The 24,143-nt window shown below is 49.9% G+C and carries 27 protein-coding genes and 1 tRNA gene; 18 read left to right on the top strand and 10 right to left on the bottom strand.

Annotated elements, in window-relative coordinates; genetic code table 11:
* The 4 genes from ACWAU0_RS20420 to nqrM all read left to right on the top strand — a co-directional run bounded on the left by ACWAU0_RS20420 (position 1) and on the right by nqrM (position 2,785).
* Positions 1-669, top strand: coding sequence for an NADH:ubiquinone reductase (Na(+)-transporting) subunit D (locus ACWAU0_RS20420; protein WP_020481963.1), 669 nt, complete (start codon positions 1-3; stop codon positions 667-669).
* Positions 669-1,277, top strand: a complete 609-nt coding sequence (nqrE, locus tag ACWAU0_RS20415; RefSeq protein ID WP_101052580.1) for an NADH:ubiquinone reductase (Na(+)-transporting) subunit E — start codon at positions 669-671, stop codon at positions 1,275-1,277. The genes ACWAU0_RS20420 and nqrE overlap by 1 nt, the downstream gene beginning before the upstream one ends.
* 10 nt (positions 1,278-1,287) lie before the next feature.
* Positions 1,288-2,508, top strand: a complete 1,221-nt coding sequence (gene nqrF / locus ACWAU0_RS20410) for an NADH:ubiquinone reductase (Na(+)-transporting) subunit F (protein WP_033159347.1) — start codon at positions 1,288-1,290, stop codon at positions 2,506-2,508.
* Between the two features lie 88 nt (positions 2,509-2,596).
* Positions 2,597-2,785 carry a (Na+)-NQR maturation NqrM gene (nqrM, locus tag ACWAU0_RS20405; RefSeq protein ID WP_033159346.1) on the top strand — a complete coding sequence of 63 codons (189 nt, stop codon included), beginning with the start codon at positions 2,597-2,599 and terminating at the stop codon, positions 2,783-2,785.
* Positions 2,786-2,813: 28 nt separating this feature from the next.
* Here the strand turns inward: nqrM and ACWAU0_RS20400 are convergent, their stop codons facing one another.
* The 3 genes from ACWAU0_RS20400 to xseA all read right to left on the bottom strand — a co-directional run bounded on the left by ACWAU0_RS20400 (position 2,814) and on the right by xseA (position 5,245).
* Positions 2,814-3,386: an alpha-ketoglutarate-dependent dioxygenase AlkB family protein gene (locus tag ACWAU0_RS20400; RefSeq protein ID WP_171695024.1), complete on the bottom strand. Its 573-nt coding sequence runs from the start codon at positions 3,384-3,386 to the stop codon at positions 2,814-2,816.
* Positions 3,383-3,787, bottom strand: coding sequence for a bacteriohemerythrin (locus ACWAU0_RS20395; RefSeq protein ID WP_051670515.1), 405 nt, complete (start codon positions 3,785-3,787; stop codon positions 3,383-3,385). The genes ACWAU0_RS20400 and ACWAU0_RS20395 overlap by 4 nt, the downstream gene beginning before the upstream one ends.
* Before the next feature lie 114 nt (positions 3,788-3,901).
* Entirely contained in the window at positions 3,902-5,245 is a 1,344-nt protein-coding gene (gene xseA, locus ACWAU0_RS20390; protein WP_458137739.1) for an exodeoxyribonuclease VII large subunit, read from the bottom strand.
* Positions 5,246-5,405: 160 nt separating this feature from the next.
* On the opposite strand from xseA, the gene dmeF reads away from it, so the two are divergent.
* The gene (gene dmeF, locus ACWAU0_RS20385) at positions 5,406-6,437 is read left to right on the top strand and encodes a CDF family Co(II)/Ni(II) efflux transporter DmeF (RefSeq protein ID WP_458137738.1); all 1,032 of its coding nucleotides are present in this window, start codon (positions 5,406-5,408) and stop codon (positions 6,435-6,437) included.
* Here dmeF and ACWAU0_RS20380 read toward each other — a convergent pair.
* Positions 6,400-7,059: a class I SAM-dependent methyltransferase gene (locus ACWAU0_RS20380; protein WP_458137737.1), complete on the bottom strand. Its 660-nt coding sequence runs from the start codon at positions 7,057-7,059 to the stop codon at positions 6,400-6,402. The two genes, dmeF and ACWAU0_RS20380, sit on opposite strands and share 38 nt — an antisense overlap.
* A gap of 64 nt (positions 7,060-7,123) precedes the next feature.
* Between ACWAU0_RS20380 and ACWAU0_RS20375 the strand changes: the two genes are divergently transcribed.
* Positions 7,124-7,200: transfer RNA gene (locus ACWAU0_RS20375), tRNA-Asp, on the top strand.
* Positions 7,201-7,269: 69 nt separating this feature from the next.
* Here the strand turns inward: ACWAU0_RS20375 and ACWAU0_RS20370 are convergent.
* Positions 7,270-7,773 carry an NUDIX hydrolase gene (locus ACWAU0_RS20370; RefSeq protein WP_458137736.1) on the bottom strand — a complete coding sequence of 168 codons (504 nt, stop codon included), beginning with the start codon at positions 7,771-7,773 and terminating at the stop codon, positions 7,270-7,272.
* Between the two features lie 68 nt (positions 7,774-7,841).
* On the opposite strand from ACWAU0_RS20370, the gene ACWAU0_RS20365 reads away from it, so the two are divergent.
* Positions 7,842-8,471 carry a TetR/AcrR family transcriptional regulator gene (locus ACWAU0_RS20365; protein WP_458137735.1) on the top strand — a complete coding sequence of 210 codons (630 nt, stop codon included), beginning with the start codon at positions 7,842-7,844 and terminating at the stop codon, positions 8,469-8,471.
* Here the strand turns inward: ACWAU0_RS20365 and lplT are convergent.
* The 5 genes from lplT to ACWAU0_RS20340 form a co-directional block, all read right to left on the bottom strand.
* Positions 8,410-9,585, bottom strand: a complete 1,176-nt coding sequence (gene lplT, locus ACWAU0_RS20360) for a lysophospholipid transporter LplT (RefSeq protein ID WP_458137734.1) — start codon at positions 9,583-9,585, stop codon at positions 8,410-8,412. The genes ACWAU0_RS20365 and lplT overlap by 62 nt on opposite strands.
* 46 nt (positions 9,586-9,631) lie before the next feature.
* Positions 9,632-11,797, bottom strand: a complete 2,166-nt coding sequence (locus ACWAU0_RS20355) for an AMP-binding protein (RefSeq protein WP_458137733.1) — start codon at positions 11,795-11,797, stop codon at positions 9,632-9,634.
* Between the two features lie 201 nt (positions 11,798-11,998).
* Positions 11,999-12,628: a cohesin domain-containing protein gene (locus ACWAU0_RS20350; RefSeq protein WP_458137732.1), complete on the bottom strand. Its 630-nt coding sequence runs from the start codon at positions 12,626-12,628 to the stop codon at positions 11,999-12,001.
* Positions 12,629-12,691: 63 nt separating this feature from the next.
* Positions 12,692-14,161 (bottom strand): putative Ig domain-containing protein, encoded by a 1,470-nt coding sequence (locus ACWAU0_RS20345; RefSeq protein ID WP_458137731.1) that lies wholly within the window; start codon positions 14,159-14,161, stop codon positions 12,692-12,694.
* 269 nt (positions 14,162-14,430) lie between these two features.
* Positions 14,431-15,060, bottom strand: coding sequence for a cytochrome b/b6 domain-containing protein (locus ACWAU0_RS20340; RefSeq protein WP_458137730.1), 630 nt, complete (start codon positions 15,058-15,060; stop codon positions 14,431-14,433).
* Between the two features lie 136 nt (positions 15,061-15,196).
* Here ACWAU0_RS20340 and ACWAU0_RS20335 point away from each other — a divergent pair, with 136 nt between their 5' ends.
* The 11 genes from ACWAU0_RS20335 (at position 15,197) to ACWAU0_RS20285 (ending at position 24,110) form a co-directional block, all read left to right on the top strand.
* Entirely contained in the window at positions 15,197-15,862 is a 666-nt protein-coding gene (locus ACWAU0_RS20335; RefSeq protein WP_458137729.1) for a response regulator transcription factor, read from the top strand.
* Complete coding sequence (locus ACWAU0_RS20330) at positions 15,859-17,091, top strand: ATP-binding protein (protein ID WP_458137728.1); 1,233 nt, start codon at positions 15,859-15,861, stop codon at positions 17,089-17,091. The genes ACWAU0_RS20335 and ACWAU0_RS20330 overlap by 4 nt, the downstream gene beginning before the upstream one ends.
* A 144-nt stretch (positions 17,092-17,235) precedes the next feature.
* Positions 17,236-18,627 carry an argininosuccinate lyase gene (gene argH / locus ACWAU0_RS20325; protein WP_458137727.1) on the top strand — a complete coding sequence of 464 codons (1,392 nt, stop codon included), beginning with the start codon at positions 17,236-17,238 and terminating at the stop codon, positions 18,625-18,627.
* Positions 18,628-18,687: 60 nt separating this feature from the next.
* The gene (locus tag ACWAU0_RS20320) at positions 18,688-19,389 is read left to right on the top strand and encodes a type IV pilus assembly protein FimV (RefSeq protein ID WP_171695036.1); all 702 of its coding nucleotides are present in this window, start codon (positions 18,688-18,690) and stop codon (positions 19,387-19,389) included.
* Positions 19,386-20,615, top strand: a complete 1,230-nt coding sequence (locus tag ACWAU0_RS20315) for a hypothetical protein (protein ID WP_319961493.1) — start codon at positions 19,386-19,388, stop codon at positions 20,613-20,615. Before ACWAU0_RS20320 ends, ACWAU0_RS20315 begins: the two co-directional genes overlap by 4 nt.
* A 19-nt stretch (positions 20,616-20,634) precedes the next feature.
* Positions 20,635-21,171 (top strand): GTP-binding protein, encoded by a 537-nt coding sequence (locus tag ACWAU0_RS20310; RefSeq protein WP_033159328.1) that lies wholly within the window; start codon positions 20,635-20,637, stop codon positions 21,169-21,171.
* Between the two features lie 5 nt (positions 21,172-21,176).
* Positions 21,177-21,833, top strand: a complete 657-nt coding sequence (locus ACWAU0_RS20305) for a hypothetical protein (protein WP_458137726.1) — start codon at positions 21,177-21,179, stop codon at positions 21,831-21,833.
* 41 nt (positions 21,834-21,874) lie between these two features.
* Positions 21,875-22,237, top strand: coding sequence for a roadblock/LC7 domain-containing protein (locus tag ACWAU0_RS20300; protein ID WP_020481940.1), 363 nt, complete (start codon positions 21,875-21,877; stop codon positions 22,235-22,237).
* Positions 22,238-22,264: 27 nt separating this feature from the next.
* Positions 22,265-22,741 (top strand): PAS domain-containing protein, encoded by a 477-nt coding sequence (locus ACWAU0_RS20295; protein ID WP_020481939.1) that lies wholly within the window; start codon positions 22,265-22,267, stop codon positions 22,739-22,741.
* A 12-nt stretch (positions 22,742-22,753) separates the two neighbouring features.
* A complete protein-coding gene (locus ACWAU0_RS20290; protein ID WP_458137725.1) occupies positions 22,754-23,500 on the top strand; it encodes a phosphate/phosphite/phosphonate ABC transporter substrate-binding protein in 747 nt (248 codons plus the stop codon).
* Between the two features lie 10 nt (positions 23,501-23,510).
* Positions 23,511-24,110, top strand: a complete 600-nt coding sequence (locus ACWAU0_RS20285) for a histidine phosphatase family protein (RefSeq protein ID WP_020481937.1) — start codon at positions 23,511-23,513, stop codon at positions 24,108-24,110.
* Positions 24,111-24,143 lie beyond the last annotated feature (33 nt).

Below are 24,143 nucleotides of genomic sequence, written 5' to 3'. Positions count from 1 at the left end.
ATGGATAAAGAAACTAAAAAAGTATTATTCGAACCGTTGGTCGATAACAACCCAATCACCCTGCAGGTGCTTGGTGTGTGTTCGGCGCTGGCGGTAACGTCGCAAATGTCTACCTCATTGATCATGGCATTGGCCTTGACCTCGGTTACTGCCTGTTCAAGCGCAGCGATTAGTGCGGTGCGCGAGCATATACCGAGCAGCATTCGGATTATCGTGCAGATGATCATCATTGCTTCGCTGGTTATTGTGGTCGATCAGTTGCTTAAAGCCTTTGCCTTTGATGTCAGCAAAAAGCTGTCGGTATTCGTTGGTTTGATTATTACCAACTGTATCGTCATGGGGCGTGCTGAAGCCTATGCGATGAAAAATCCGCCGCTGCAAAGCTTTGTTGACGGTATCGGTAACGGCTTAGGTTACAGTTTGATTCTGGTCATCGTGGCGCTGTTCAGAGAAACTTTGGGTTCAGGCAAACTGCTTGGTTTCGATGTGCTGCCTTTGGTCAAAGATGGTGGTTGGTATGTGCCTAACGGTATGATGCTACTGCCGCCCAGCGCGTTTTTCATTATCGGCTTGATCATTTGGGGTTTCCGTACCTGGAAACCCAAACAGGTGGAACACAACGAGTTCAAAATCATGTCGATTGCTCACGGTGAAGGGGGACATCACTAATGGAAGCCTATATCAGTCTGTTTGTTAAAGCGGTTTTCATTGAAAACCTGGCGCTGTCATTCTTCCTGGGTATGTGTACCTTCTTGGCGGTGTCCAAGAAGATCTCCACGGCCATGGGTTTGGGTATTGCCGTTATGGTGGTGCAAACCCTAACAGTGCCTGCCAATAACTTCATTTACCAAACTTTGTTGAAAGAAGATGCATTATCTTGGATAGGCATTACTGGCGTGGATTTAAGTTTTTTAAGCTTGTTGAGCTGCATCGGTATGATCGCTGCGATTGTGCAGATTCTGGAAATGATTTTGGATAAATTCTTTCCGGCTCTGTATCAAGCCTTGGGTATTTTCCTGCCGTTGATTACAGTGAACTGTGCGATCTTGGCTGGCAGCTTGTTCATGATCGAACGTGACTACAATTTTGGTGAAAGCGTGGTATACGGTATAGGCAGTGGTTTCGGCTGGGCTTTGGCGATTACCGTGATGGCCGGTGTGCGTGAGAAATTGAAATACAGCGATATTCCTGCTGCATTACAAGGTCTGGGCATCACTTTTATTACCGCTGGCTTGATGTCTCTGGGCTTCATGGCTTTCTCTGGAATTCAATTATAAGGGTATCGTAATGCTGGAAATTGCATTAGGTGTTATTTTCTTCACGGTCATCGTGATAGCGCTGGTATTTTTGATCATCGGCGCGAAAAGTAAACTGGTGGCCTCTGGCGATGTGGAAATTCTGATCAATAACGAAAAGAAAATCCATGTACCAGTTGGTTCCAAATTGTTGACCGCATTGGCGGACAACCAATTGTTCGTGTCCTCAGCTTGCGGCGGTGGCGGCACTTGTGGTCAATGTAAAGTGAAAGTGCACAGCGGCGGTGGCGACATTCTGCCAACCGAGCAATCGCATATCACCAAACGGGAAGCTGCACATGGTGAACGTCTGGCTTGCCAAGTGTCCATCAAGCAAAACATGGATATCGAAGTTGAAGATAGCGTATTCGGTGTAAAAAAATGGGAATGCACCGTTAAGTCCAACGACAACGTCGCAACGTTCATTAAAGAATTGGTGTTGGAATTGCCTGAAGGCGAAGCCATCAATTACCGTGCAGGTGGTTATATCCAAATCGAATGTCCGCCACATATTTCAAAATATGCGGATATGGATGTTGCCGAGGAATACCGTCCTGATTGGGACAAATTCAATCTGTGGCGTTATGTATCGGATGTAAAAGAGCCAACCCTGCGTGCTTACTCAATGGCATCCTATCCTGAAGAAAAAGAAATAATGTTGAACGTCAGGATCGCTACGCCGCCTCCAGGGGCGCCGGATGGCATTCCGCCAGGCATCATGTCGTCCTTTATCTTCAACCTGAAGCCAGGTGATAAAGTGTTCGTATCCGGTCCTTACGGCGAGTTTTTTGCCAAAGAAACCGATGCTGAAATGGTCTTTATCGGTGGTGGTGCCGGTATGGCGCCGATGCGTTCGCATATCTTCGATCAACTACGCAGACTGAAATCCAAGCGTAAAATGACTTTCTGGTATGGCGCACGTAGCAAACGCGAAATGTTCTACGTTGAAGATTTCGATATGCTGGCCAAAGAAAACGACAATTTTGAATGGCATGTAGCCTTGTCAGATGCTTTACCTGAAGATAACTGGAAAGGTTATACCGGCTTCATTCACAACGTATTGTTCGAAGAATTCATCAAGAAACATCCGAACCCAGAAGATTGTGAATATTACATGTGCGGGCCGCCAATCATGAACTCCTCAGTGATTAACATGCTGCTGGCTAATGGTGTGGATCCTGAAAATATTATGTTGGATGATTTCGGCGGTTAAGTTGTATTAATCTGACGCGAAGCACAGGGAGCGATTTTCGGATCGCTCCTTTTTTCGTTTCAGTGATTAGAAAAAACAGGAGAAAAAAATGGGTTATTTTTTAGTAACATTTTTATTTATGTTGATCGTTATTGCCGTCATGGCAGTCGGTGTGCTTTTCGGTCGGAATGCCATCAAGGGGTCTTGCGGAGGCACCGGCAACTGTGTGTGTAGTGAGAAATGTGACAAAAGAAAGAAGTTTGAAGCTGAGCAAGCTAAAACATTGGAACAACATTAGGACTGCTTGCCCAAAGCGATAAACTAAGCTACTTCGGAGCGATAACTCTCCGAAACGTTAAGTTTATGCGTCCTTGAGTCAACTTCTGATCGACAGGAATACTATGCAGCCAGTGGTGTTGAAAATCGGGCTGCATAATCAATAGCATTCCACTAGTCAGTAAAATACTGCCGCTTTCCGCGGTTTTTTTATGCCGAAATGCAAATTGTCGGGTCGCTCCCAGCGTCAATGATGCGATAAAAGGCTGTGGTCCCAACTCCGCTTCGTTATCCGCATGCCAGCCTACATAATCATCGCCGTTGCGATATAAATTCACTAATACCGAATTAAACGAAAAGTTTAAGAACTGTTCGATTTTTTGCCTTATATCCGATAGTAATGGCGTCCAGGGCCGAGTTTTTAATAGATTATTGCTGTAGCTATAAACTATCCCCGGATCAGCATGCCAGGTTTGCAGGCGGGGTAAAGTAAATTCCCGACCGGCAACGCTGTAACAATTGTCGGGCCAATTTTGTTCCTGGAGCAAACGCCTATAGATAGCATCGCTTTCGGCGGCGTCGTAAAAATCTCTTATTATTCTCAGCTCCTTATCAGGCGTCATTCGTCTTGCAATTCCTGCTGTGCTTTAATATGCGAAGCTAGTGCACTGTCCATTGTCGTAATGTGCAATAAAAACCATTGCGGCAGACGCTCCTTGACAAAAGCACGACCAAAGGAAATTAAGCCTTTGTCGATCCGGGTTTTAAACTGTTTGAATTCTTCCAAAACCCGTTGATGTTCGCCTTTGTGTTCGGTTTCCGCCGGAAATCCGAATTGCGCCATTAACCGATTTTCAGATTCAAAATGTTCTTCGGTGTGTTGATACAATTGCGCAAACAAGCCCGGAAAGTCAGTGTTATTGGCCTTATCCAATTGATTTACCAAATCAATAAAGATGCCGTGATCATGATCGATGTGAGCATAACCAACACTCAGGGGTATGGTTCTGTCGAATATTGTCATTTGAACACTCGTGTGATTTGTAAACTAATGCACTAAAGCATGTTTTATGCCCAGTAATCGCCGACGATAAAACCGATGGATGATTGTCGATGGCAATTAAAGCGCCGGCCAGATTTAATCGGGTATTACCTCATCAACTCTACTAACGATGCGCCCATCGGCCATTCTAATGTCGAACAGTTCAAGCTTGGCTAACTGTTTAACCGACTTCACCAGCTGGGAGCTTTCGTGTCGTTGCACGATAGCATAACCGCGTTCCAGCGTTGCCAGTGGACTAATCGCATGTAAGGTTTGTGACATCGCGTGTTGCCGATTTTTCAATGCCGTCAGTTTAATTTGCATCGAACGGCTTAATCGTTGTTGGAAGTAATCAAGTTGCTGCCGATAGCCGTGAATCGATACCAACGGTTGCTGTCCGTTCAGACGCTGGGTGTTTAACGCCAGACGCTGGCGGCACAGCCCCAAGCCGGCTCGCGTCGCTCGATCCAAGCGTTGTTCCAATTCGTCGAGACGCTGGGCATTGCGTTGTAGTTTTTCGCCCGGATGTTGGGTTTGTAGGGCTTTATTTAGCCAACTCAAATGCATCTGTTGCTGCTGTAATTTATCCTGCATTTGCCGGGTTAGTTGGCGCTCGATAGCTGTAAAGCGATTAAGCCAGGCGGATTGGTCCGGCACCGCACATTCGGCCGCTACCGATGGTGTCGGCGCGCGCAAATCAGCGACGAAATCGGCGATGCTGAAATCCACCTCGTGGCCTATTGCTGAAATCACTGGAATTTCGCTGGCCGCTACCGCCCTGGCGACAATTTCTTCGTTAAACGCCCACAAATCTTCCAGCGACCCGCCGCCGCGCGCTAGGATGATCACATCTACCAGAGCTTGTTTATTGGCTGCTGCCAATGCCGCGCTGATCTCGAATTTAGCGCTTTCGCCCTGCACCGCTACCGGATAGATCAGCACCGGGATCGCCGGAAAGCGCCTTTTCAGTACGCTGAGAATATCGTGAATCGCTGCGCCACTGGCCGAGGTGATGACGCCGATTTGTGTTGGCAGTGGCGGCAGCGGTTTCTTGCGGTTTTGCTCGAACAAACCCTCCTGTAATAGCTTTTGTTTTAAGCGTTCGTAAGCCAGACGCAATGCGCCGTCACCTGCTTCTTCCAATTGTTCCACCACCAATTGATAATCGCCGCGCGGTTCGTACAAACTGACTTGCGCGGTGGCGACCACCAGATTGCCGTTGGCAGGTTTGAACCTTAGTCGTTGCTGTTGTCCTTTGAACATGGCGCAGCGGATCTGGGCTTGCGCGTCTTTCAAGGTAAAGTAGTAATGGCCGGAAGAGGGCAGGCTGAGATTGGAAATCTCGCCTTGTACTTGCACGGTTAAGAAATGGCTGGCCAGCAAGCGTTTGGCTTCGCGGTTTAGCTGAGATACGCTGAAGATCTGCTCGGAATTACTCATCGAATGCTTGAAAGTGCAGGGCGAATAGGTTGAAAACCTTATTTTACGGCGGTTTGCCGCAAATAACAGGGGCTTTTACTTTGCGGAAGTGTTTCCAGGTAAGCTGCGCTAAAATGCTGTCTCGGTAATGATTTCGGCTTTAGCGAACAAGGAACTACGGATGCATGAACATCAATTGAGTAACTGGCAACATTCGCACGATTTCGCGCGGATCAATCGCAAAGGCGAGCGGCGTACGAAATGGGTGCTGCTTCTGACGTTTGCGACGATGATTGTGGAAATTGTCGCCGGTATGCAGTTTCATTCGATGGCGTTGTTGGCGGACGGATGGCATATGGCTACGCATGTGGTGGCTTTTATGATCGCAATCTTCGCCTACCGTTACAGCCGTATCCACCAGAATGATCAAACCTTCGCATTTAGCCCCGCCAAGGTGGGTGTATTGGGCGGATTTGCCAGTTCGATAGCATTGGCGATGGTAGCCTTGGTAATGATTGCCGACTCGGTACAACGGCTACTGATGCCGGAAATAATTCGCTTTGACGAGGCGATTTTAGTCGCGCAAGTGGGCTTGCTGATCAATCTGCTAAGCGCGCTGTTATTGCGAGATCATCACGACCACCACCATGGACACGGGCATAATGCTCACCATGACCATGACCATGACCATGACCATGACCATGACCATGACCATGACCATGACGAACATGATCATGATCACAAGGATCATGGCCAGCGCTCCCACCATCACGATCACAACCTAAGAGCGGCCTATCTACACGTAATGGCGGATGCGCTGACATCGGTATTGGCCATCGTCGCCTTGGTGGCTGGCAAATATTACGGTTGGGTTTGGCTGGATACGGTGATGGGTTTTGTTGGCGCGACAGTGATTCTGGTCTGGGCTTACGGCTTAATCAAAGACACTAGCCCCGTATTGCTGGACCAGACCATGAACCCCAAATACACCCACGCGATACAAACCGCGCTGGAGGAAGACGGCGAATGCCTTGTCAGTGATCTGCATGTTTGGCCCGTTAGTGCAAATCATTATGCGGCAATCGTGGTTTTGGTCACGCAGCAGCCAAAATCGCCCAGTTATTACAAGAATCTATTGGGCAAATTCGCGCAGCTCGACCATATCACCGTGGAAGTCAATTGTTGTAAGGGTCAGGATTGCGTTGCAGAATAATCGCGTCGTTGCCGATGAATTCTATTTGGCAATGATAATGCGCCGCTAACCAATGAAAAGTCGGTCGCGAGAAAAAAGCGATGTGGGTTTGATCGTTTTTGTAATGCCATTTGGCAAAGGCCTCGGCATCTATGACCAATTTGGTCATGATGCCCAGCCAGCCGCCCGGTTTTAATAATCTAAATAGCGTGTCGAATTCGCGTTGCGGCGCGCGAAAATGCTCTACAACCTCGGTGCAGACGATAAATTCGTAGGTCCCTTGCAAGTGCTCAGGAAAGTCCGCATAGAATGGGTCATAGACATTGACTCGATGCCCTTGCGCCTTGAACAGTTCTGCAAGCGCCGGGCCCGGGCCGCAACCATAATCAAGTCCAATGGAATTGTTAGGTAATTTTCTGAGCAAAGGCTTTGCCAAGCGGGATAGAAATTCGATGTAGCCTGGATCGTCGATGGTATTTTGATGTAGATCATAAATTGCTTTTTCCTGGCTTGGCGTTAAGTGCTGAGAGCAAGCGATATACACCAGTAAGCAATGCCGGCACTGAGCGTAATCGCGTTTTGCGTCGCGGTGATAAAGATGGATATCGAGGCTGTTACAGAGTGGGCAGGATGGTGCCGGCATAATTAATTTGGGCTTTTGCTTGACGCATGGGCGATATGCTGTAGAATGCGCCGCTCTCTACTGCGGAGCGGTAGTTCAGTTGGTTAGAATACCGGCCTGTCACGCCGGGGGTCGCGGGTTCGAGCCCCGTCCGCTCCGCCACTTTCGTTTTTATCTGCGTTTTAATCTCATCGTTTAAGTGACATTGATGATGAGTATCTAACAAGCATTTTAGTTTGCAATATTCCTAAACCGTTGCCAGATAATTTTAAATGTCAGCGTCAAGGTTGGATCGTTCTCGGCAACGCGCTTATCCAGGTTATCCGGATCTGCCCAACAGCCTTCGTCGATTTCATCTGCCGCTAAGCTAAACGGTCCGTTATGCCGGCAACGGTAGACCTGGATAAATTCCATACCCAAGTCGGTGCTAGGTTCCAATTTAAATAAACTCTCCAGGCTTTCGGCAAATATGCCCAATTCCTCCTTTAATTCACGAGGCGCGCAACGGTCATAGCTTTCGCCGGCGTCGACGTGACCAGCCGCCGAGGTATCCCATAAGCCTTTGTTCAAATCTTTTTTCATCGAGCGCTTTTGCAGAAACAACTGACCCGCATCGTTGAAAACCAGAATATGCACGGCCCGATGACGCAGTCTGTTGGCGTGAATCACCGACCTGGGTTGTTGGGCAATCACTGTATCGTCGCTATCGACGACATCGAGAAGTTCGTTGTGCATGTAAACTATCGATTCCTGAAGCAAGGTCGTGTATGGTAGCTGTTTTTAGTGCATGTCGCAGAGAACATATGGCAAGAAGAAGCGAACATAGTCAGGAACAAATCAAGGAAATGGTGTTGGTCGCCGCGGAAACTATCGTTATAGAGGACGGCTATAGTGCTCTGACGGTGCGCAAAATCGCGATGGAAATCGGCTATACCGTGGGCAGCATTTATATGGTATTTGCCAACATGAATGATTTGCTGACCCACGTCAAAGGCCGCACTCTGGACGAGCTGGCTAAACAATTGCTTAACTGTGAACCTTCCGCTAGTGTCGAGGAAAATATTATGATCTTGGCTGAAACCTACCTGAATTTTGCCGCCCAGCATTTCAATCGCTGGCGAATGATCTTCGATATTCAGAGCGAGGAGCCTCAGCCTGACTGGTATCTACAAAAGGTGGAGCAGATGTTTGCGATTGTCGAGGTGTTGTTTATCCAGCTTACACCCGGCAGCTCCGCGGAACAAAGCCGGCTGGCAGCCAGAACTTTGTGGAGCGGCGTGCATGGAATCTGTATTTTGTCGCTAACCGCCAAACCGCAGGCTAGCGACATCGAAGCATCCAGGCTAAGCGTGGATTTATTGGTGCAAACCTTTATTCAAGGCTGGAAGGCGCTTGCTCCAGTTCAGGTAAATGCCAAACCACCAGAAAAGTAGCCGCTAGCAGCAGAAAACCCAGACCGATCAGCGCGGTAATCGGTGTGACTTGTTCGGCCGCCGCCAGGGTGTAGCCGCCGACCGACAATAACATTGCTACATTCTGGAAAAAATTCTGCATCGCTACCGCGCCGCCGCTGCCTATGCTTTGCTGGCCGATCTCCTGTAAAGCAGCGTTGATTGGGACGATAAACATGCCGCCGGCCATACCCATTAAAAACAACACAAACCGCGCCGGCCAGACTGCTTCCGTGAAACTTAGGGCGATGATGAAGATGCTCATCAGATAGGCCGGGATGCGCGCCCGGCGCAAATGTTCCAGCGGAATTAAGCGCGGGACCAGGACCGAACCGGCGATGATACCGATAGCCAAAAATAGCGTGAGATTGGCAATATCGCTGGCGTTATGCGTCATTAACACCAACGGCGCCCAGGCGATGATAATCACCCGCACACTGGCTGCTGCTGCCCAAAACAAGGATGCGCCCAGCACCGCGAACCGCGAACGCGGCATCGCCAAAAAAGTTTTAACTTCCAAATAAAACAATACAATTTTCGAGCCGGTCGGCGCCGCTTTACGTAAACCTATCGGTAAGAACAAGGTGGCTGCCGCCGAGATCAAAAACAAGACTATTGTGGCGACCAACGCCCAACTGGTCGAATAATCGGCTAGTTTTGCACCAACCACCATACCGGTTAATATCGCCAGTATCGTCGAGCCCTCAATCCAGCTATTGGCTTTGACCAGACCGTTGTGGCCGGCCAGTTCCGGCAAAATGCCGTATTTGGCCGGACTGTACAAGGCAGCGCCGACACCGACCACGCAATACGCCAATAGAGGCTCGACGTTAAATAGCAACAAACCCGCGCCGCAAGCCTTGATCAGATTGGCGACAATCAACACCCGCGATTTGGCGTGACTGTCCGCAAATCCGCCCACCCAGGGCGCCAACACTACGAATGCCACCAGAAACACGCTTTGCAAAGCCGGCACGTACCAACTGACAGGGTGCGCATCCTGCATCACCATGGCGATGACCGTAAACAATATGGCGTTGTCGGCAAATGCCGAGAGGAATTGCGCGATTAAAAGGGGATAGATGTGTTTGCTCATGGCCTTACATGGTAGTTAATTTAGGCTGGACATTCGCGGAACTCGCTCAATCTGAATCGGCGTTACCGCCTTCCAGTAATCGCGCCGCTAACGCTGTCGCGCCTGGATAATCGGTTTTTCCGGTCGCCAATACCGGCAGTTTATCCAGCACAAACAATTTTTTAGGGAGATTGATGGTGGCGACGCCAGGGGAGGCGTCGGCTAATTGTTTGGCGTTGGCGTCGCGGCGGGTCGTCAACAGAATGAGTTGTTCGCCTTTTTTAGGATCGGGCAGACTGACCACCACATGCTGCGCTTCCGGCCAAGCGTGGATGGCCAATTGTTCCACCGCGGTGAGAGATACCATTTCCCCACCGATTTTCGCGAAACGTTTACTGCGGCCTTGAATGTGAATAAAGCCTTCCTCGTCGACATGGACGATGTCGCCGGTATCGTACCAACCTTCGCCGAAAGCAGCGGAGCAGGGTGGCACCAAAACCCCAGGATTGTCCGGCAGTAGATAACCTTTCATGATGTTGGGGCCGGCAACATGCAATTTACCGGCGTTCTCAATGCCAGGCACCGGTTCCAGCTTGTGCAGCATATCGGGCATGAAGCGGCCGACGCTGCCGGCTTTGTAATCCATTGGCGTATTCACCGACGTAACCGGCGAGGTTTCCGTAGCGCCATAGCCCTCCAAGATACGGATACCGAATTTATCCAGCCAAGTGGTGCGGGTGGTTTCCTGCAATTTTTCGGCGCCGGCTACCACGTAACGCAAAGAGTAAAAATCGTAAGGATGGGCTTTTTTGGCATATGCCGCTAAAAATGTATTGGTGCCGAACATGATGGTTGCGCCGACCTCGTATGCCATCTCCGGTATTACCGCATAATGCAGTGGCGACGGGTAAAAAAAGCTGGTCATGCCGTTCAATATCGGCATCATCGTACCGACCGTAAAGCCGAAGGAATGGAACATCGGCAGAAAATTCAGCACCACATCGCCCGGTCCAAAATCGATGCGCGCTCTGATTTGTTTATGATTGGCCAGGATATTGGCATGCGACAACACCACGCCTTTCGGTAAGCCTTCCGAACCTGAAGTAAACAATACCACTGCCGCATCGTCGGCATCATAATCCTGGCTTTTGTACCAAAATCTTGCAGTTTTAGCCTGTAGCAAGCCGATGATTTTGTCGAAGCCTGTTAATGATGTCGCCAAGTCTTCCAAATAAATTAATTTGACGTGTTGTGCCAGCGTTGCGGCTTCGTCTCCGAGTTTCGCTAATTCAATGAATTTGCGAGAAGTCAGCACAATATTGATTTGTCCGGTGCGGCAAGCGGCAGCCATACCGGCGGCGCCTATTGAATAATTCAGCATCGCCGGTACCCGCTGATAAATCTGTAAACCCAGTACCACGTTCAGCGTCTTACAGCTATTGGGCAGCAACACGCCGACATTCTCGCCGGTTTGCGTGAGGGTTTTGATTAGTTTGCCCACGATGATGCTGCGGGTGATCAGAGCATCGTAGCTTAGTGGCTTGCGCTCCAGATCTTCCGCAACGGTGTAACGTCCGCCATGTAAAGCCCGAGCTTCCAATAAGGCCGCAAAGATGGTTTGTTGGTAATGACTGGTGGCAAACATCATTTCCGTCATGATGTCAGCCAGGATGTGGCCGCTATGCTTGCGGCGGGCTTTGCCGGTCACATCGCCGTGAGTCTCGATCAAGGTTGGCGGCTGAATATGAATGGTGATGCGCGGAAACCAGTGTTGACGCACGCTGCCCAGCTTGGAAAAGCGGCTGTATTCAGCGCCGTCGATGCGAATCGGCAACAAGGTTGCCCCCGATTTATCGGCAACCATGCCGGTGCCGTCGTAGATTTTCATCAAGGAGCCGGTCACGGTGATCCGGCCTTCCGGAAAAATCACGGTTTTGGTATCGCTTTGTAAATGATGAATCAACGCCTTTAAAGACAAGGGATGCGTTGGATCCATCGGAAACACTTTGGATAAACGCAAAAATGGTTTCAGCCACCAGCGTTCAGAGATTTGGGTATTGATCGCAAAGGTGATGTCGTCCGGCAAAAACACGCCCAGCAGCAAAGGATCGAGAAATGAAGTGTGGTTGGCGACGATCAACACGCGGTTGCCGGCTTTAGCGTAATTTTCCAGCCCGTGGACCTTCACTCGATAGACTAGCGTCAACAGCCAGCGTAAAACAATTTTTAACATGATATTCCTCCCGTAAGCGCATATTAGCAGACAGATTGCGATTTGCCGGAAGGCACTATAACGACAAACTAAACGTTGTTCAATTTAATTTTCCCTTTGCCTACTAAAAACGAAAAAGCCATCCCCAAGGGATGGCTTTTGACATTGCTACCACCTTGTCCGTCGATGGACAAAATCGGTGCGATAACCCGGCGAACTGCTTTATGGCTTTTTGAATTGGTTTTTCCCAAATCCGAATACGCCTAACAGAGCCGGAACAAACAAGAAGGCAGAAGCAGGTAACGGAACGGTGGCTGGTGCGGCAGTGACGTGGACAGTAGCGCCTGTGATGGTTGTGGCGGGTCCGCTACCATCGGAGAGAAATAGTAGTTGTGCCGGCGTATAGATCGGGTCGGGGATTATGCTTAAGGCATTCCCCGCGCTGACATTGAGTGCTTGAAATTTGACGGTGCCCAGCAAGGTGGGCTCAGAGATATTTAAACCGGTTGCGACACTGCCCGACAACATTTCGGCAAAATGAATTTTCCCCAAGGTTGCGCCCGAGCCTGGGGTAATGCTGTTCGCCAGACTTTCGGTGTCAGTGCCAAAAATACTGCCACTGCTTAGCAATTGCGCCGATAGATTGGTGCTGTTGTAGGTCAGATCGAAATCGAAGCCCGCCAAATCAGCAACGTTATTAATATAAATATTGACGTCGAAAATAGAGCCTTTAGCGAATGAGCGGATATTCGTGTTGTCAGAAAATTTAAGATTAAGGGTGGCCGCTTCGGTAGTCTGGAAAAATCCAACGAATGCCAGCGCAAGCAGTTTGGTAAGTAAATGTTTGTTCATAAAATATTCCGTAGGGCTGGAAACCGGAGCCAATCGCTCCGGCAAACTGATTCAAAAAATGGGCTAGGGCGCAGGGTTGACCACGGCACATTGCGGCAAAGTACAAAGCGAAGCTGCCTTTCTGTAATCGATAATATTGACTCGCAAATCGCCATTCAGATCAGCGGGGTCGTTGGCTGCTACCACTTTGCCGTATTTGGCTTTGATGGCGTTCAAATCGTTCATGTCGATGTCGTTATCGCGATCCGTATCGCCGGGGCCTGTTACTTTCACGGTAAAAGCTTTAGATGCGCTGGTGTTATCGGCATCGTTTGCTGAGACGGTAAAGTTGAAAATGCCTACCTTGGAAGGCACGCCTGATAACAGGCCTGTGTCTTGCGCAAGAGTCAAACCGTTTGGTAATGCGCCGGCGCTGACGTTGACCACGTAAGGCGTGTTGCCGCCGCTAACGGTGGGCCGCTCCGGAAACACTTCGTTGACATTGCCGTTTTGCAGCGCATCGACCATTGCGAAGGGCGAAATAGCCACGAATTCCGTCATTTGCGAACCTTGATAGGCGCCGACGATTTCCGCAGTCGAACAATCGAATTCATGAGAGCCGCCGTTGGCATCGGTTACTTCCACTACGCCGTCGCCGTGCAGATTATCCGTTCCGACCGCATCGCACATGGCTTCACCCTTTTCGCCATCAATGGACGCGGCGGGGCCGCCATAGGCATAAAACTCATAACGGCGGGTGACGACTTCTTCGGCGTTGTTGCCCATGCTGTCGCTGCCGCCACGCAATTCGGATTTGGCGTTGCTGACACCATTGTGGGATTGCAGCAAATACCATTCGGATTCGACTTCGTCCGGCTCACCATTGGTCCAGTCTGCTAGACCGTCGTGGTCATGATCATCACTGATCAGTGCGCCTAAGGCCAAAACCCGAGTGTTGTGAGTTTTAGTTTTAATAACCTTGACCCAACTAGGTTCGCCAAATTCTTTTACGACGCTTTGCGGAACAACCGGAGCCGGCATGGTTGCCACGACTTGAGCAGGGAAGTCAGTGGTCGGTGGGGTGTAGTCGAATACCGGCGTATTCAACTGCAGCGCGGGACCAACAACCAGTTTGCCGCTGCCATCCTTGACCAGCCAGTTGTATTTGACCGCGCTATAAGGCGTGGTGGCGGAGTAGGCAAAGTGCACCCCAAAATGTTCGCAGCCGACATTTTTGCTTAAATCGTAGCAATACAAGGTACTGCCGATTGGATAGGGATTGGTGACGGCACCGTCTTTTTCGTAACGTACGAAGGTTTTGGGGTGCGCAGGGTCGCTGAGGTCTTCCCGTATTTTTCCGTAACCGTAATGATTACCTGGGTAGGTGCTGACTACATCTTTGCTGTTTGTATCGTCCAGTTCTATTTCTATGCCGTAGACCGGACCGCCGGTGTGATTCAGTGCGTCAAAGTTGCCCAGCCCGCCCCTGATGTCGCTTGCTTCGGCAATAGAACCGAGCGCCAGCAATGGCAGTAAGAATGTCATCTGTTTCATTGAGTGTTCCCCGTAGGTTTGTGGTGTGTCAATTGACTTTAACTAACAATGAAACTTGGCGGGGTGAACCGACGACCTCCCGATTTTGATAGACCGAGATAAAGCCTGACTAAGTCAAAAAGCTAAGAAGTCTTGCCGCAAGGCACGTAGTCAGTTGCCTAAACTCAAAAGTCGATTTCGACATATTTAGACAACTAAAAGTCGCGGGACTTATAACAATGGAAAATGAATTCAAAATTAAAATTGCGGGAAATCTCACATTTCTATTGTCATTTAATTGATTTCTTTCCGGTTAGCATGGCTTTGATTAAGTGTTCGTTGTGCGCTCTACCAGAAACAAAGACGCCCACTACGTGTAAGGCAATTAGGACTAGCATAAAATTGGTTGCCCCTTCATGAATTTCCTCCCAAAATTCTTCATCTTGGCTTTGCGTTTCTGCTTTTCTATCCTCTTCGTCGTCTTCTTCCGCATGGGCAGCGCTAATCAAAGTTAGTGTTGTTGGATTGGCAGCCAGCGGACCTCGCCCTTCTTCTATCGCATATACTTTCAAGCCGCTGACAGTCACAACCAGCAACGTTGAGAGCAATGCCATGACCATCCAGCCGCCCAAAGGATTGTGGCCGACATAATGTTTCGCGGAGCCTGCGCGCAGTTCGCGAATATAGCTGTAAACAGTTCCGGGAGAACGGACAAAGTCGCTAAATCGGGCATGGCGGCTGCCGATGATTCCCCACAGAATGCGGAAGATAATCAGACCCAAAACCGTGTAACCGGCGTAAATATGCCAAGCGTTTTCTTCCTCGCTGGTGAAATAGGCCACAGTAAAGGCAACGACCAGCGACCAGTGAAAAATACGGATAAAAATGTCCCAGACCGCTACGGTGTGTTGGTTATTCATGTGGTTTACCTCGGCATGCTTAGTTGCAGATGTAGCTAGTGTAGGAAACCGAGATAAATCCAATCTTAAAAGTTCGGGGTTAAAATACCCTTACTCCGAGTAAATCTTTGAAACCAACCATTGTTATGACTCAACTATGCGACTATTGCTGGTAGAAGACGATCCAGGCCTGTCCCGATCTTTAAAAGCCGATCTGGAAAGAGCCGGGTTTGCGGTCGATTTGGCCATGGATGGCGAGAATGGCGAATTTTTGGGCATGACTGAATCCTACGATATTGTCATCCTGGATTTAGGCTTGCCGAAAATGCCCGGACTGGAAGTGCTGGGACGATGGCGGCAAGCGGGTAATCATGTGCCGGTCATTGTGCTGACGGCCAGGGACGCCTGGCATGAAAAAGTCGACGGCTTCAAAGTGGGTGCCGACGACTATCTAGGCAAACCGTTTCATATCGAGGAGTTACAGGCACGCATCCAGGCCCTGTTAAAGCGCATGCACGGGATGATGCAGCCGCAACTGTGTGGTTGCGGCGTGGCCTTGGATGAAGACAGGCAAACCGTCAGCGTTGATGGTGCTGAGCATGTCGAGCTGACGGCAATCGAATTTCGTTTGCTGCGCTATTTCATGCTGCATCCCGGCAAGTTGCTTACCAAAACCCATTTACTTGAGCACGTCTACGAATGCGACGGTGACCCGGCCAGCAACGTTATCGAAGTGTATATCAACCGGTTACGGCGTAAATTGGGTAAGGATTTGATCGCTACCCGGCGTGGGCAAGGCTACATCTTCGGCGATAAGCCGTGATTTCATTACGCCAGCGTCTTAACCGCGGCCTGATCATTATCCTGAGTATGGTGTTTGCCGGACACTGGTTGGCAGCAGATTGGGTGATTCGCTCTGTGGCGGAAAAACAAATGCTGACCCGCTTACAGCACGATGGCGATTCGTTGCTGGATACCTTGACGCTTAACGCGGAAGGACAACTGATTTTCGATAGCTCGCATGCCGGCACGGTATACGGCCAAGCCTATTCGGGTCACTACTTTGTGATCCAGCTTGACGGAAAAACCTATTATTCAAGTTCGCTGCAAGACGACGTTTTGCCTTTTACTACCGAGCCGCCCAATACCGCCAGGCAATTCCATTTTCCTGATGGACCGCATCACCAACCTTTACTGGTTTTGAGTCGAGGTTTCGAGCGATTTGGTCATGCAATCACCATTAGCATCGCCGAGGATTTAAGCGATATTGGCCATGACATAGATCATATCCGGCTTGCCTATCTGGTATTGACTGCCATGGTGCTTTTGATCGCAATCGCCCTGCAAAGTAACGATGTACGCAGATCGCTGAAACCGTTGCAGGCAGCGCGCGACGAACTGGCCGAGATTGCCTACGGCCGTCAGTCACAGATCCAAGCCAGAGTGCCGGCGGAAATCAAACCCTTGGTTGCGGAAGTCAATCGCTTGTTAGTGTTGGTTGAGAGGCGCTTGCACCAGTCTCGCACCGCAATTGGCAATTTGGCGCATGCGCTGAAAACGCCGTTGGCGATGCTGTTTCGTCTGGCTGAAAATTCGCAACTGGATGCCCATTCCGAGCTGCGTAATCTGCTGCAAAAGCAAACGCAAGCGATCCATGAGCGCATCGAGCGAGAATTAAAACGCGCCCGTATCTCCGGTAATATGCAAACCGCCAGCGTGTTTAATCCACAGCAAGAACTCACTGCTTTAGTCATGCTGTTGCAAAATGTCTATGCCGAGAAAAATTTAGCGATCCAAGTCAATGCCCCCGATCAACTAATCAATTTTGATCGGGAAGACATGCTGGAGCTGACCGGTAATTTGTTGGATAACGCCTGCAAATGGGCTGATAAACAGGTTCTAGTCTCGGTTGAACATGGCGCCGGCATTACCATCAATGTCGAAGACGACGGTCCGGGTTGTTCGGCGCAGGACATGCAGCAACTCAGTAAGCGCGGTTTAAGGCTGGACAGCAGTGCAGGGACATGGGCTAGGCTTGGCGATTGTGCGTGACATCGCCGTATTTTATGGCGGCGAGTTGGAGATTATGCGTTCCGGGCAACTAGGCGGTTTGCGAGTAACAGTGCAATTCCCAAGGTGGATAGCCGCAGCATCGGTATAATTCCCGCTTCTTTTGCATTTACCGTTTGATTGCTTATGACCACCGTTAACACCGAAAAACTTTCCAGCGCCCGTTTTGCCGAAGCCACCGATGCTTTTGTCGAAGAATTTACCGCTTCCGTCAATTTTGACCGGCGCATGGCCCGGCAAGATATTCAAGGCTCGTTGGCGCATGCGGCCATGCTTTGCAAAATAGGTATTCTGACCGAACAGGAGCTCGCCGACATTCGCAGCGGATTGATGCAAATCGGCGGTGAGATCGAACGCGGCGAGTTCCTCTGGTCAATCAAGCAGGAAGATGTGCATATGAACATCGAAGCGCGCTTGACTAATTTGATCGGGATTGCCGGCAAAAAACTGCATACCGGCCGTTCGCGTAATGACCAGGTAGCGACCGATATAAGACTATATTTACGTAGCGAAATCGAAACTATATTGACGCAGTTACAACGCCTGCAAATCGCTTTGTTGGATGTGGCGGAACGCGAGGCCGATACCATCATGCCCGGTTTTACCCATTTGCAAGTCGCGCAACCCGTGACATTCGGCCATCATTTAATGGCGTGGTTCGAAATGCTGTGCCGTGATAAAGAACGTCTGCAAGATTGCTGTAAACGCCTGAATGTGATGCCCTTGGGTGCCGCAGCATTGGCGGGCACCAGCTATCCCATTGATCGCTTCATGACCGCCGAATTGTTGGGATTTTCCCGGCCGTCTAATAACTCTTTGGATTCGGTCAGTGATCGCGATTTTGCGATTGAGTTTGCCGCGGCCGCTAGTTTAATCATGATGCATTTGTCCAGGTTCTCGGAAGAACTGGTGTTGTGGGCCAGTGCGCAATTCAATTTTATCGATATTCCGGATGCATTCTGCACTGGCTCATCAATCATGCCGCAAAAGAAAAATCCCGACGTACCGGAACTGGTGCGCGGTAAATCCGGCCGGGTTACCGGGCATCTGGTGTCCTTATTGATGTTGATGAAAAGCCAGCCCTTGGCTTATAACAAAGATAATCAGGAAGACAAAGAGCCCTTGTTCGATACCGCCGACACCTTAATCAATTGTCTGCGAGCCTTTGCCGACATGATGCCGCGCATTCAAGCCAAACGCGAAAATATGTACAACGCCGCAAAAAGAGGCTTCGCGACGGCTACCGACTTGGCTGATTATTTGGTTCGCAAAGGTATGCCTTTTCGCGATGCCCACGAAGTCGTAGGTCAAGCTGTGCGCTTAGGACTGCAAACAGAGCGGGATCTATCGGAACTAACTCTCTCAGAGTTGCAGGGCTTTTCCGGCACCATTACAGCGGATGTTTTCGATATTCTAAAATTGGAAGGCTCGGTCGCTGCCCGCAATCATATCGGCGGCACGGCACCGGCAGCCGTTCGTCAGGCAATATGTGAAGCAAGACAACAAATACCCCACTAAATCCTGGAATTTGGCATTTTAACTGCTACCCTTCGAGCATCGTTTGATTCGGAGGGTGGTATGCCCCAATATTTTTCCCGACTGCTTGCTGGACCATCGCTGGATGCAATCCCGCAAGAAACCGACTTTTGGCACGACCGGGAGCTTAGTTTGTTTAGCTGCCCCAGCGCCGATGCTGATTACGCATTGACCGCATTAGTTTTTAAAATTAGTAGAAACCCGAAAGATCTGCTGGCGCATCTACGCCGAATTTATTTTTGTTACGACCGGCGCCTGTCCGAGCAACTCTACGCGGCCTTGTTGGATTTAATGATTATTTTGGATGGGAAGGGAACTGCGATCAGTCGCCGTATGATACAAGCTAGCCAGTCGCGGCTGCTGGTCCAGCAATGTCAGGATTTGCTTAAAACTGACGGGCAAACGCCGCCAGCTAACCGATATTCTTTGTTCAGTAAAGGTCTGTTGGCTAGCCGCGAACTGGTCAGGTCCAGACGGCAAACCGAAGCGCAACATGATTACTTGGCCTTAGCCAACGACTTTATCGAATACAGTCAGCTCGAACAAGCCATGGATGTGCTGGAAACGGGTATCAACCTGCAACATGATCGTCCGGATTTGCAACTGGCTTTGTTAGAGCTGTATAAGTCTACAAAAAACCGGGAGCGCTTTCAGCTCAATCGGCAGCGATTTAGCGACTCCGGCGTGGTGCTGGAGGGTGAATGGCTGGAATTGGCACATTATTTTGAAGGACAGGCATCATGAGCAAGTCGAACAAAACGCCATTTCGAATCGCTCTGCATGGCATGGATACCCGCACTTATAAAACCATGGAAATGTATCTGAAGGGGCCTTGTCGGGGGGCTGCCGTCGTGGTCGAGGATGCCGAAGCCAGCATTGATATGATCGACGCGGATCACCCCAAAGCCCGGGATATTCTGGATGCCAGAAAAGCCGCCGCGCCGGGCCGACCGATCATCTTATTGTCATTACAAAACCTACAACTGGATAATACTTACTTCATCAAAAAGCCGGTGAATGTCCAGCAAATAATGGCGGTGCTGGACAAGATTAAGGCGGTTGCCGAGGCTCGCAAAGCCGCTGCCGAACGTACGAAGATTGCGCAAGCACCTGCAAAGATACCTGATGTGCCCAAACCGCCCATGGACGAGAAGCCGAAAAAAATGGCTATGGATGTCTATGTCAATAAGGCTAAGGCGCCAAAAACGGGTGATGCCGCTGAGCACCACAAGGCCAGCAAACATCATTCTGCAATGCAGTTGAACGAAGGCGGCTTCACAGCGTTTTTAGGGACACTGAGCGACATCGATTTTGACGACGAGGTGCAGTTGTTAACAGCCTGTTACGACCCCAGGCAGTATTTTTTAGGCTACGTCATGTCGGCATATAAAACGGCCAATTTACAGTCGCGTGTTTTGCAACTTTGTTCGATTTGGAAACCTTTGACGATTTTTCCGGAAAGCCAGGAAGTATGGATCGATGCCGACGATAAACAAACCCGCGCATTTGCCGGGATGCCCTTGGGTAAAGGCTCCGTCGGCAAAATGATTTTGACGGCAGTCGATTCCACAACCGCCATTCAGCGCGCCGAAGATAAGTTTCAAGATATGGGTGCTTTTATTTGGAAATTGGCAATCTGGACATCCAAAGGACGCTTCCCGATAGGTCTGGATATTCAAGGGCCGGTCTACTTAGAAAGATGGCCGAATTTTACCCGACTGGTCATCACGCCAGACGCTTTGCGCATTGCCGCATTGTTGGTTCAGGCACCGAGAACGCCGTTGGAAGTTGCTGGTCTGTTACATGTCAAACCGCAGTATGTGTTTGTGTTTATTAGTGCCTGCCAGACGATAGGCATATTGAAACAAAGCGAACGTCAAGCCGATGCGGTGATTGCCGTAGAACCCACCAAGAAGCCCAAAAATGAGGGTTTATTAAGCAAAATTCTCAATAAATTGCGCGGCGCTTAGCAAACGATAAGGAATCTCGATGAGTCAATACAAAATTATTTTCACGGGCCCGGTAGGCGCCGGCAAAACGACTGCAATCAACGCTATTAGCGATGTGCCTCCGATCAAAACTGATGCGGCTGCCAGTGATATGACAAAAAATCGTAAAGCATCCACTACGGTGGCGATGGACTACGGTGTCATGAATTTGGCGGGCGGCGAAAAAATTCACTTGTACGGTACTCCCGGCCAGGAACGGTTTGATTTTATGTGGGATATTTTGACCAACGGCGGCATCGGCTTAATTTTATTGCTAGACAACACCCGCGCAGACCCTTTTCAGGATATGCGTTTTTTTCTGGATGCGTTCGGTAAGTTTATCAACGACACCAGCGTAGCGATTGGGGTGACGCAAATGGATTTAAGCAGCACACCCTCAATAGAAGACTACCATGCGCAACTGCAAGGCTTTGGCTTGAAACCGCCGGTTTTTTCGGTGGATGCGCGGGAAAAGAATGATGTCTCTTTGTTGGTACAAGCTCTTTTATATTCCCTGGATCCTGGTTTGGCGGGGTAATCACCATGGAAAGATTTGATCTGATTAACGGGCTGTATCTCTATCCTACTCCCGCTGGTGCTTACTACGCTGTCTCGTCGCCTGAAAACGATAAACCCCGGCGGTTTTTAATCCGCTTGCTGCAACAGGAACAGACTCCGGCACTGACTATCGCGCAGTTGCAAACATTGATGGAAATCGATGACGAGGAGAAAGCCTTGCAATTGTTGCTGTACTGCCAAAAGCTAGGTTGGGTGCAAGGCGTAGACACGCCTTTGCAGGCGCCACACTCAGCGCTAGAGGAGATTTTGCCGGATTTGTTGGGAAAGATTTCCGAGAGCGGCAAAGTGCTATTGGCAGACGACCAAGGGTTTTACTTGGCTTGCAGCGGCTTTCCGCATGAAGTAGCCGAAGAACTGTCCGCACTTAGCGCGGAACTGGCAACCGTGCATAAACGCCGTTCCGGATTACTGATAAACAATATGGGCATATCCAGTCACGCCTGGGCCATAGTAGATCCTTTCGGTAACAGTCAAATCGGCTTTTGGCCGATGTTCGTCGGTAAACACCGATTCGTCTTGGCGATCACCGGCGTACCGCACTTTAACCAGGCGGAGTTTGTAACCCTGGCCTGGGCTTTAATCACCCGTTATTTAACCAAAGCCGCTGATGCTGCCAATTAAACGCATCGCCACATCACTCATTAGTTAAGAGGAATTAGATTATGAAAGCAGACATGCTGACGTCGGTTTTAACCGAGCTGAACGGTACTTCGGCGGATATAGAAGCCTCCGGTGTGATTTCCACCGACGGTTTGATGATGGCGTCGGTGTTACCCGCCGGTATGGACGAGGATCGGGTCGGGGCTATGAGTGCGGCGATGTTGTCCTTGGGCGATAGAACTGCGCAAGAATTAAATCGCGGCAATTTGGAGCAGGTGTTGATCAAAGGTGCCCGGGGCTATGTGTTAATGACCTATGCGGGTAATGAAGCCGTACTCACCGTACTCGCCAAACCCAACGCCAAGCTCGGACTCATCTTTCTTGACGTGAAGCGTGCGGCGGAGAGTATTTCCGAAATGCTGTAAACCCTAACCGGCAACCCGGAGTAAATCATGATCGTTGATATGAAACCCGAAGACATCGTTGGCGAGTACCAGGAAGCAACGCTTACCTATTGCGATGGCAAATCCAGAAAAGTGCTGTACACCGAGCTTGAAACGCCGTATCCCGATGGCAAGTTGATTGTTTCCACCACCACGCCGGATGGCATCATCAGCCACGTCAATCGCGCATTTGTGGAAATGTCGGGCTATACCGAAGCGGAGTTACTTGGCGCGCCGCATTGTATTCTCAGACATCCGGATATGCCGGCAGCCGCATTTAAAGACTTATGGGATACGGTATTACGCGGTGAAAAATGGCAAGGCTTTGTGAAAAACTTACGCAAGGATGGCGGTTATTATTGGGTAAAAGCTACGGTGATTCCCAATGTGCGCGCTGGCAAGGTGGTGGGTTATACCTCGGTGCGCCGCAAACCCTCGCGCAGTAAAGTCGATGAATGCATCGCGCTGTATCCGACACTTATTTAATTGGGGAGCATCATGTCTTACATGTTTACAGTTAGCCCGGATTTTGCCCCAGACCGCCTGTCGGGTTGGTATATCTTCAACACTTGGTTGCAAAAACAGAGCGCCGAAGCCATCCATTTGGAAATGTACAATCATTATCACGATCTACACCAAGCCATAGCCGAGGATAAGATCGATTTGATTTACGCCAATCCCTTCGATGCCGCCATGCTGGTCAGAGAGAAAGGTTTTTTACCCCTGGTGCGCGCCCAGGGCGAAGCCGATGAAGCCATCATTGCCGTTAACGCCGACAGCAATGTCAACGATGTGGCGGATTTAAAGCCGAATACTCGTGTGGCATTCACTGACGATCCGGATGTACGCCTGATGGGGATGATTATGCTGGAGCCCGCCGATTTGCATGCCGGCAATATTGTCCCGCTGTTATCGGACAATCATGTGTTGGTGGCAAAACATCTGCTGAAAGGCGAGGCGGATGTCGGCATTATTCTCGCTGAGGCATACGATAACCTGTCCGGTATGATCAAAAAACAACTGCGGATATTGGTGCGTAGTCAAATTAGCGTCATCTACCATTCTTTGATGATAGGGCCGAGATTGCAAAATCGCCGCGCCGACATTCAAAAAATATTACTGGAGATGGATAAGGATGAAAAAGGCGGTGGGGTGTTGAATGCCCTGGGCTTTAGGGCATGGCAACGGATCGAGGACGAGGAAATGGAGTTCATGATCGATTTGATGGACACCTTGAACACCTGATTTCATCCTAATGCATCAGTCAACCATAATCGATTTTCTGCGGCACGGCGAAGCCCGAGGCGGTTCGTGTTATCGCGGAGTCACAGACGATCCGCTTACCGAACGCGGTTGGCGGCAGATGTATAGCCAATGCGGGGAAGGGCAGTGGGACGCGGTGATCAGTTCGCCGTTGCGCCGTTGCCGTTCATTTGCCGCCGCCTGGTGCGAACAACAGCAATTGGACTTGGTGATCGAACCGGCATGGCGTGAAATTGATTTCGGCGCTTGGGAAGGCCAAACCGCCGAGCAAATTTCCAGTCGCTGGCCCGACGCACTTGCGGAATTTTATAAAGACCCTGTGAATTTCACCCCGCCCAATGCCGAAAGCTATCAAACATTCGCCGCCCGCGTGCGGCAGGGCTGGGAAAATTTATTGACCGGCCAGGCCGGGCGGCGAGTGCTGGTGGTTACCCATGCCGGTGTGATCAGAGCAATATTCGCGGAAGCCTTCAATCTGCCGGTTACCCAAAGTTTTCATATCGATTTGCCGCACGCCTGTTTAACCCGTTTTACCAGCTTCGATGACGGTAAGGGGCGCTTCGTCCAGCTTAATTTTCACAAGCCGGGTTGATTCTTCTATACTGGCCTCACACTTGATTTAGGC

The organism is Methylomonas sp. Uni0009, assembly GCF_054188105.3.
The sequence above is the reverse complement of the archived record's forward strand: the minus strand, read 5'-3'. Positions and strand labels throughout refer to the sequence as shown.

Coding starts and splice junctions, on each gene's coding strand:
- nqrE (WP_101052580.1), top strand. CDS start 669: ATGGAAGCCTATATCAGTCTGTTTGTTAAAGCGGTTTTCATTGAAAAC.
- xseA (WP_458137739.1), bottom strand. CDS start 5,245: ATGAGTAATTCCGAGCAGATCTTCAGCGTATCTCAGCTAAACCGCGAA.
- ACWAU0_RS20340 (WP_458137730.1), bottom strand. CDS start 15,060: ATGAATAACCAACACACCGTAGCGGTCTGGGACATTTTTATCCGTATT.
- ACWAU0_RS20400 (WP_171695024.1), bottom strand. CDS start 3,386: ATGACGCCTGATAAGGAGCTGAGAATAATAAGAGATTTTTACGACGCC.
- ACWAU0_RS20295 (WP_020481939.1), top strand. CDS start 22,265: ATGATCGTTGATATGAAACCCGAAGACATCGTTGGCGAGTACCAGGAA.
- ACWAU0_RS20365 (WP_458137735.1), top strand. CDS start 7,842: ATGGCAAGAAGAAGCGAACATAGTCAGGAACAAATCAAGGAAATGGTG.
- ACWAU0_RS20370 (WP_458137736.1), bottom strand. CDS start 7,773: ATGCACAACGAACTTCTCGATGTCGTCGATAGCGACGATACAGTGATT.
- ACWAU0_RS20380 (WP_458137737.1), bottom strand. CDS start 7,059: ATGCCGGCACCATCCTGCCCACTCTGTAACAGCCTCGATATCCATCTT.
- nqrM (WP_033159346.1), top strand. CDS start 2,597: ATGGGTTATTTTTTAGTAACATTTTTATTTATGTTGATCGTTATTGCC.
- ACWAU0_RS20310 (WP_033159328.1), top strand. CDS start 20,635: ATGAGTCAATACAAAATTATTTTCACGGGCCCGGTAGGCGCCGGCAAA.
- ACWAU0_RS20300 (WP_020481940.1), top strand. CDS start 21,875: ATGAAAGCAGACATGCTGACGTCGGTTTTAACCGAGCTGAACGGTACT.
- dmeF (WP_458137738.1), top strand. CDS start 5,406: ATGCATGAACATCAATTGAGTAACTGGCAACATTCGCACGATTTCGCG.
- ACWAU0_RS20395 (WP_051670515.1), bottom strand. CDS start 3,787: ATGACAATATTCGACAGAACCATACCCCTGAGTGTTGGTTATGCTCAC.
- ACWAU0_RS20355 (WP_458137733.1), bottom strand. CDS start 11,797: ATGTTAAAAATTGTTTTACGCTGGCTGTTGACGCTAGTCTATCGAGTG.
- argH (WP_458137727.1), top strand. CDS start 17,236: ATGACCACCGTTAACACCGAAAAACTTTCCAGCGCCCGTTTTGCCGAA.
- ACWAU0_RS20345 (WP_458137731.1), bottom strand. CDS start 14,161: ATGAAACAGATGACATTCTTACTGCCATTGCTGGCGCTCGGTTCTATT.
- ACWAU0_RS20305 (WP_458137726.1), top strand. CDS start 21,177: ATGGAAAGATTTGATCTGATTAACGGGCTGTATCTCTATCCTACTCCC.
- ACWAU0_RS20320 (WP_171695036.1), top strand. CDS start 18,688: ATGCCCCAATATTTTTCCCGACTGCTTGCTGGACCATCGCTGGATGCA.
- ACWAU0_RS20420 (WP_020481963.1), top strand. CDS start 1: ATGGATAAAGAAACTAAAAAAGTATTATTCGAACCGTTGGTCGATAAC.
- lplT (WP_458137734.1), bottom strand. CDS start 9,585: ATGAGCAAACACATCTATCCCCTTTTAATCGCGCAATTCCTCTCGGCA.
- ACWAU0_RS20335 (WP_458137729.1), top strand. CDS start 15,197: ATGCGACTATTGCTGGTAGAAGACGATCCAGGCCTGTCCCGATCTTTA.
- nqrF (WP_033159347.1), top strand. CDS start 1,288: ATGCTGGAAATTGCATTAGGTGTTATTTTCTTCACGGTCATCGTGATA.
- ACWAU0_RS20350 (WP_458137732.1), bottom strand. CDS start 12,628: ATGAACAAACATTTACTTACCAAACTGCTTGCGCTGGCATTCGTTGGA.
- ACWAU0_RS20285 (WP_020481937.1), top strand. CDS start 23,511: ATGCATCAGTCAACCATAATCGATTTTCTGCGGCACGGCGAAGCCCGA.
- ACWAU0_RS20290 (WP_458137725.1), top strand. CDS start 22,754: ATGTCTTACATGTTTACAGTTAGCCCGGATTTTGCCCCAGACCGCCTG.
- ACWAU0_RS20315 (WP_319961493.1), top strand. CDS start 19,386: ATGAGCAAGTCGAACAAAACGCCATTTCGAATCGCTCTGCATGGCATG.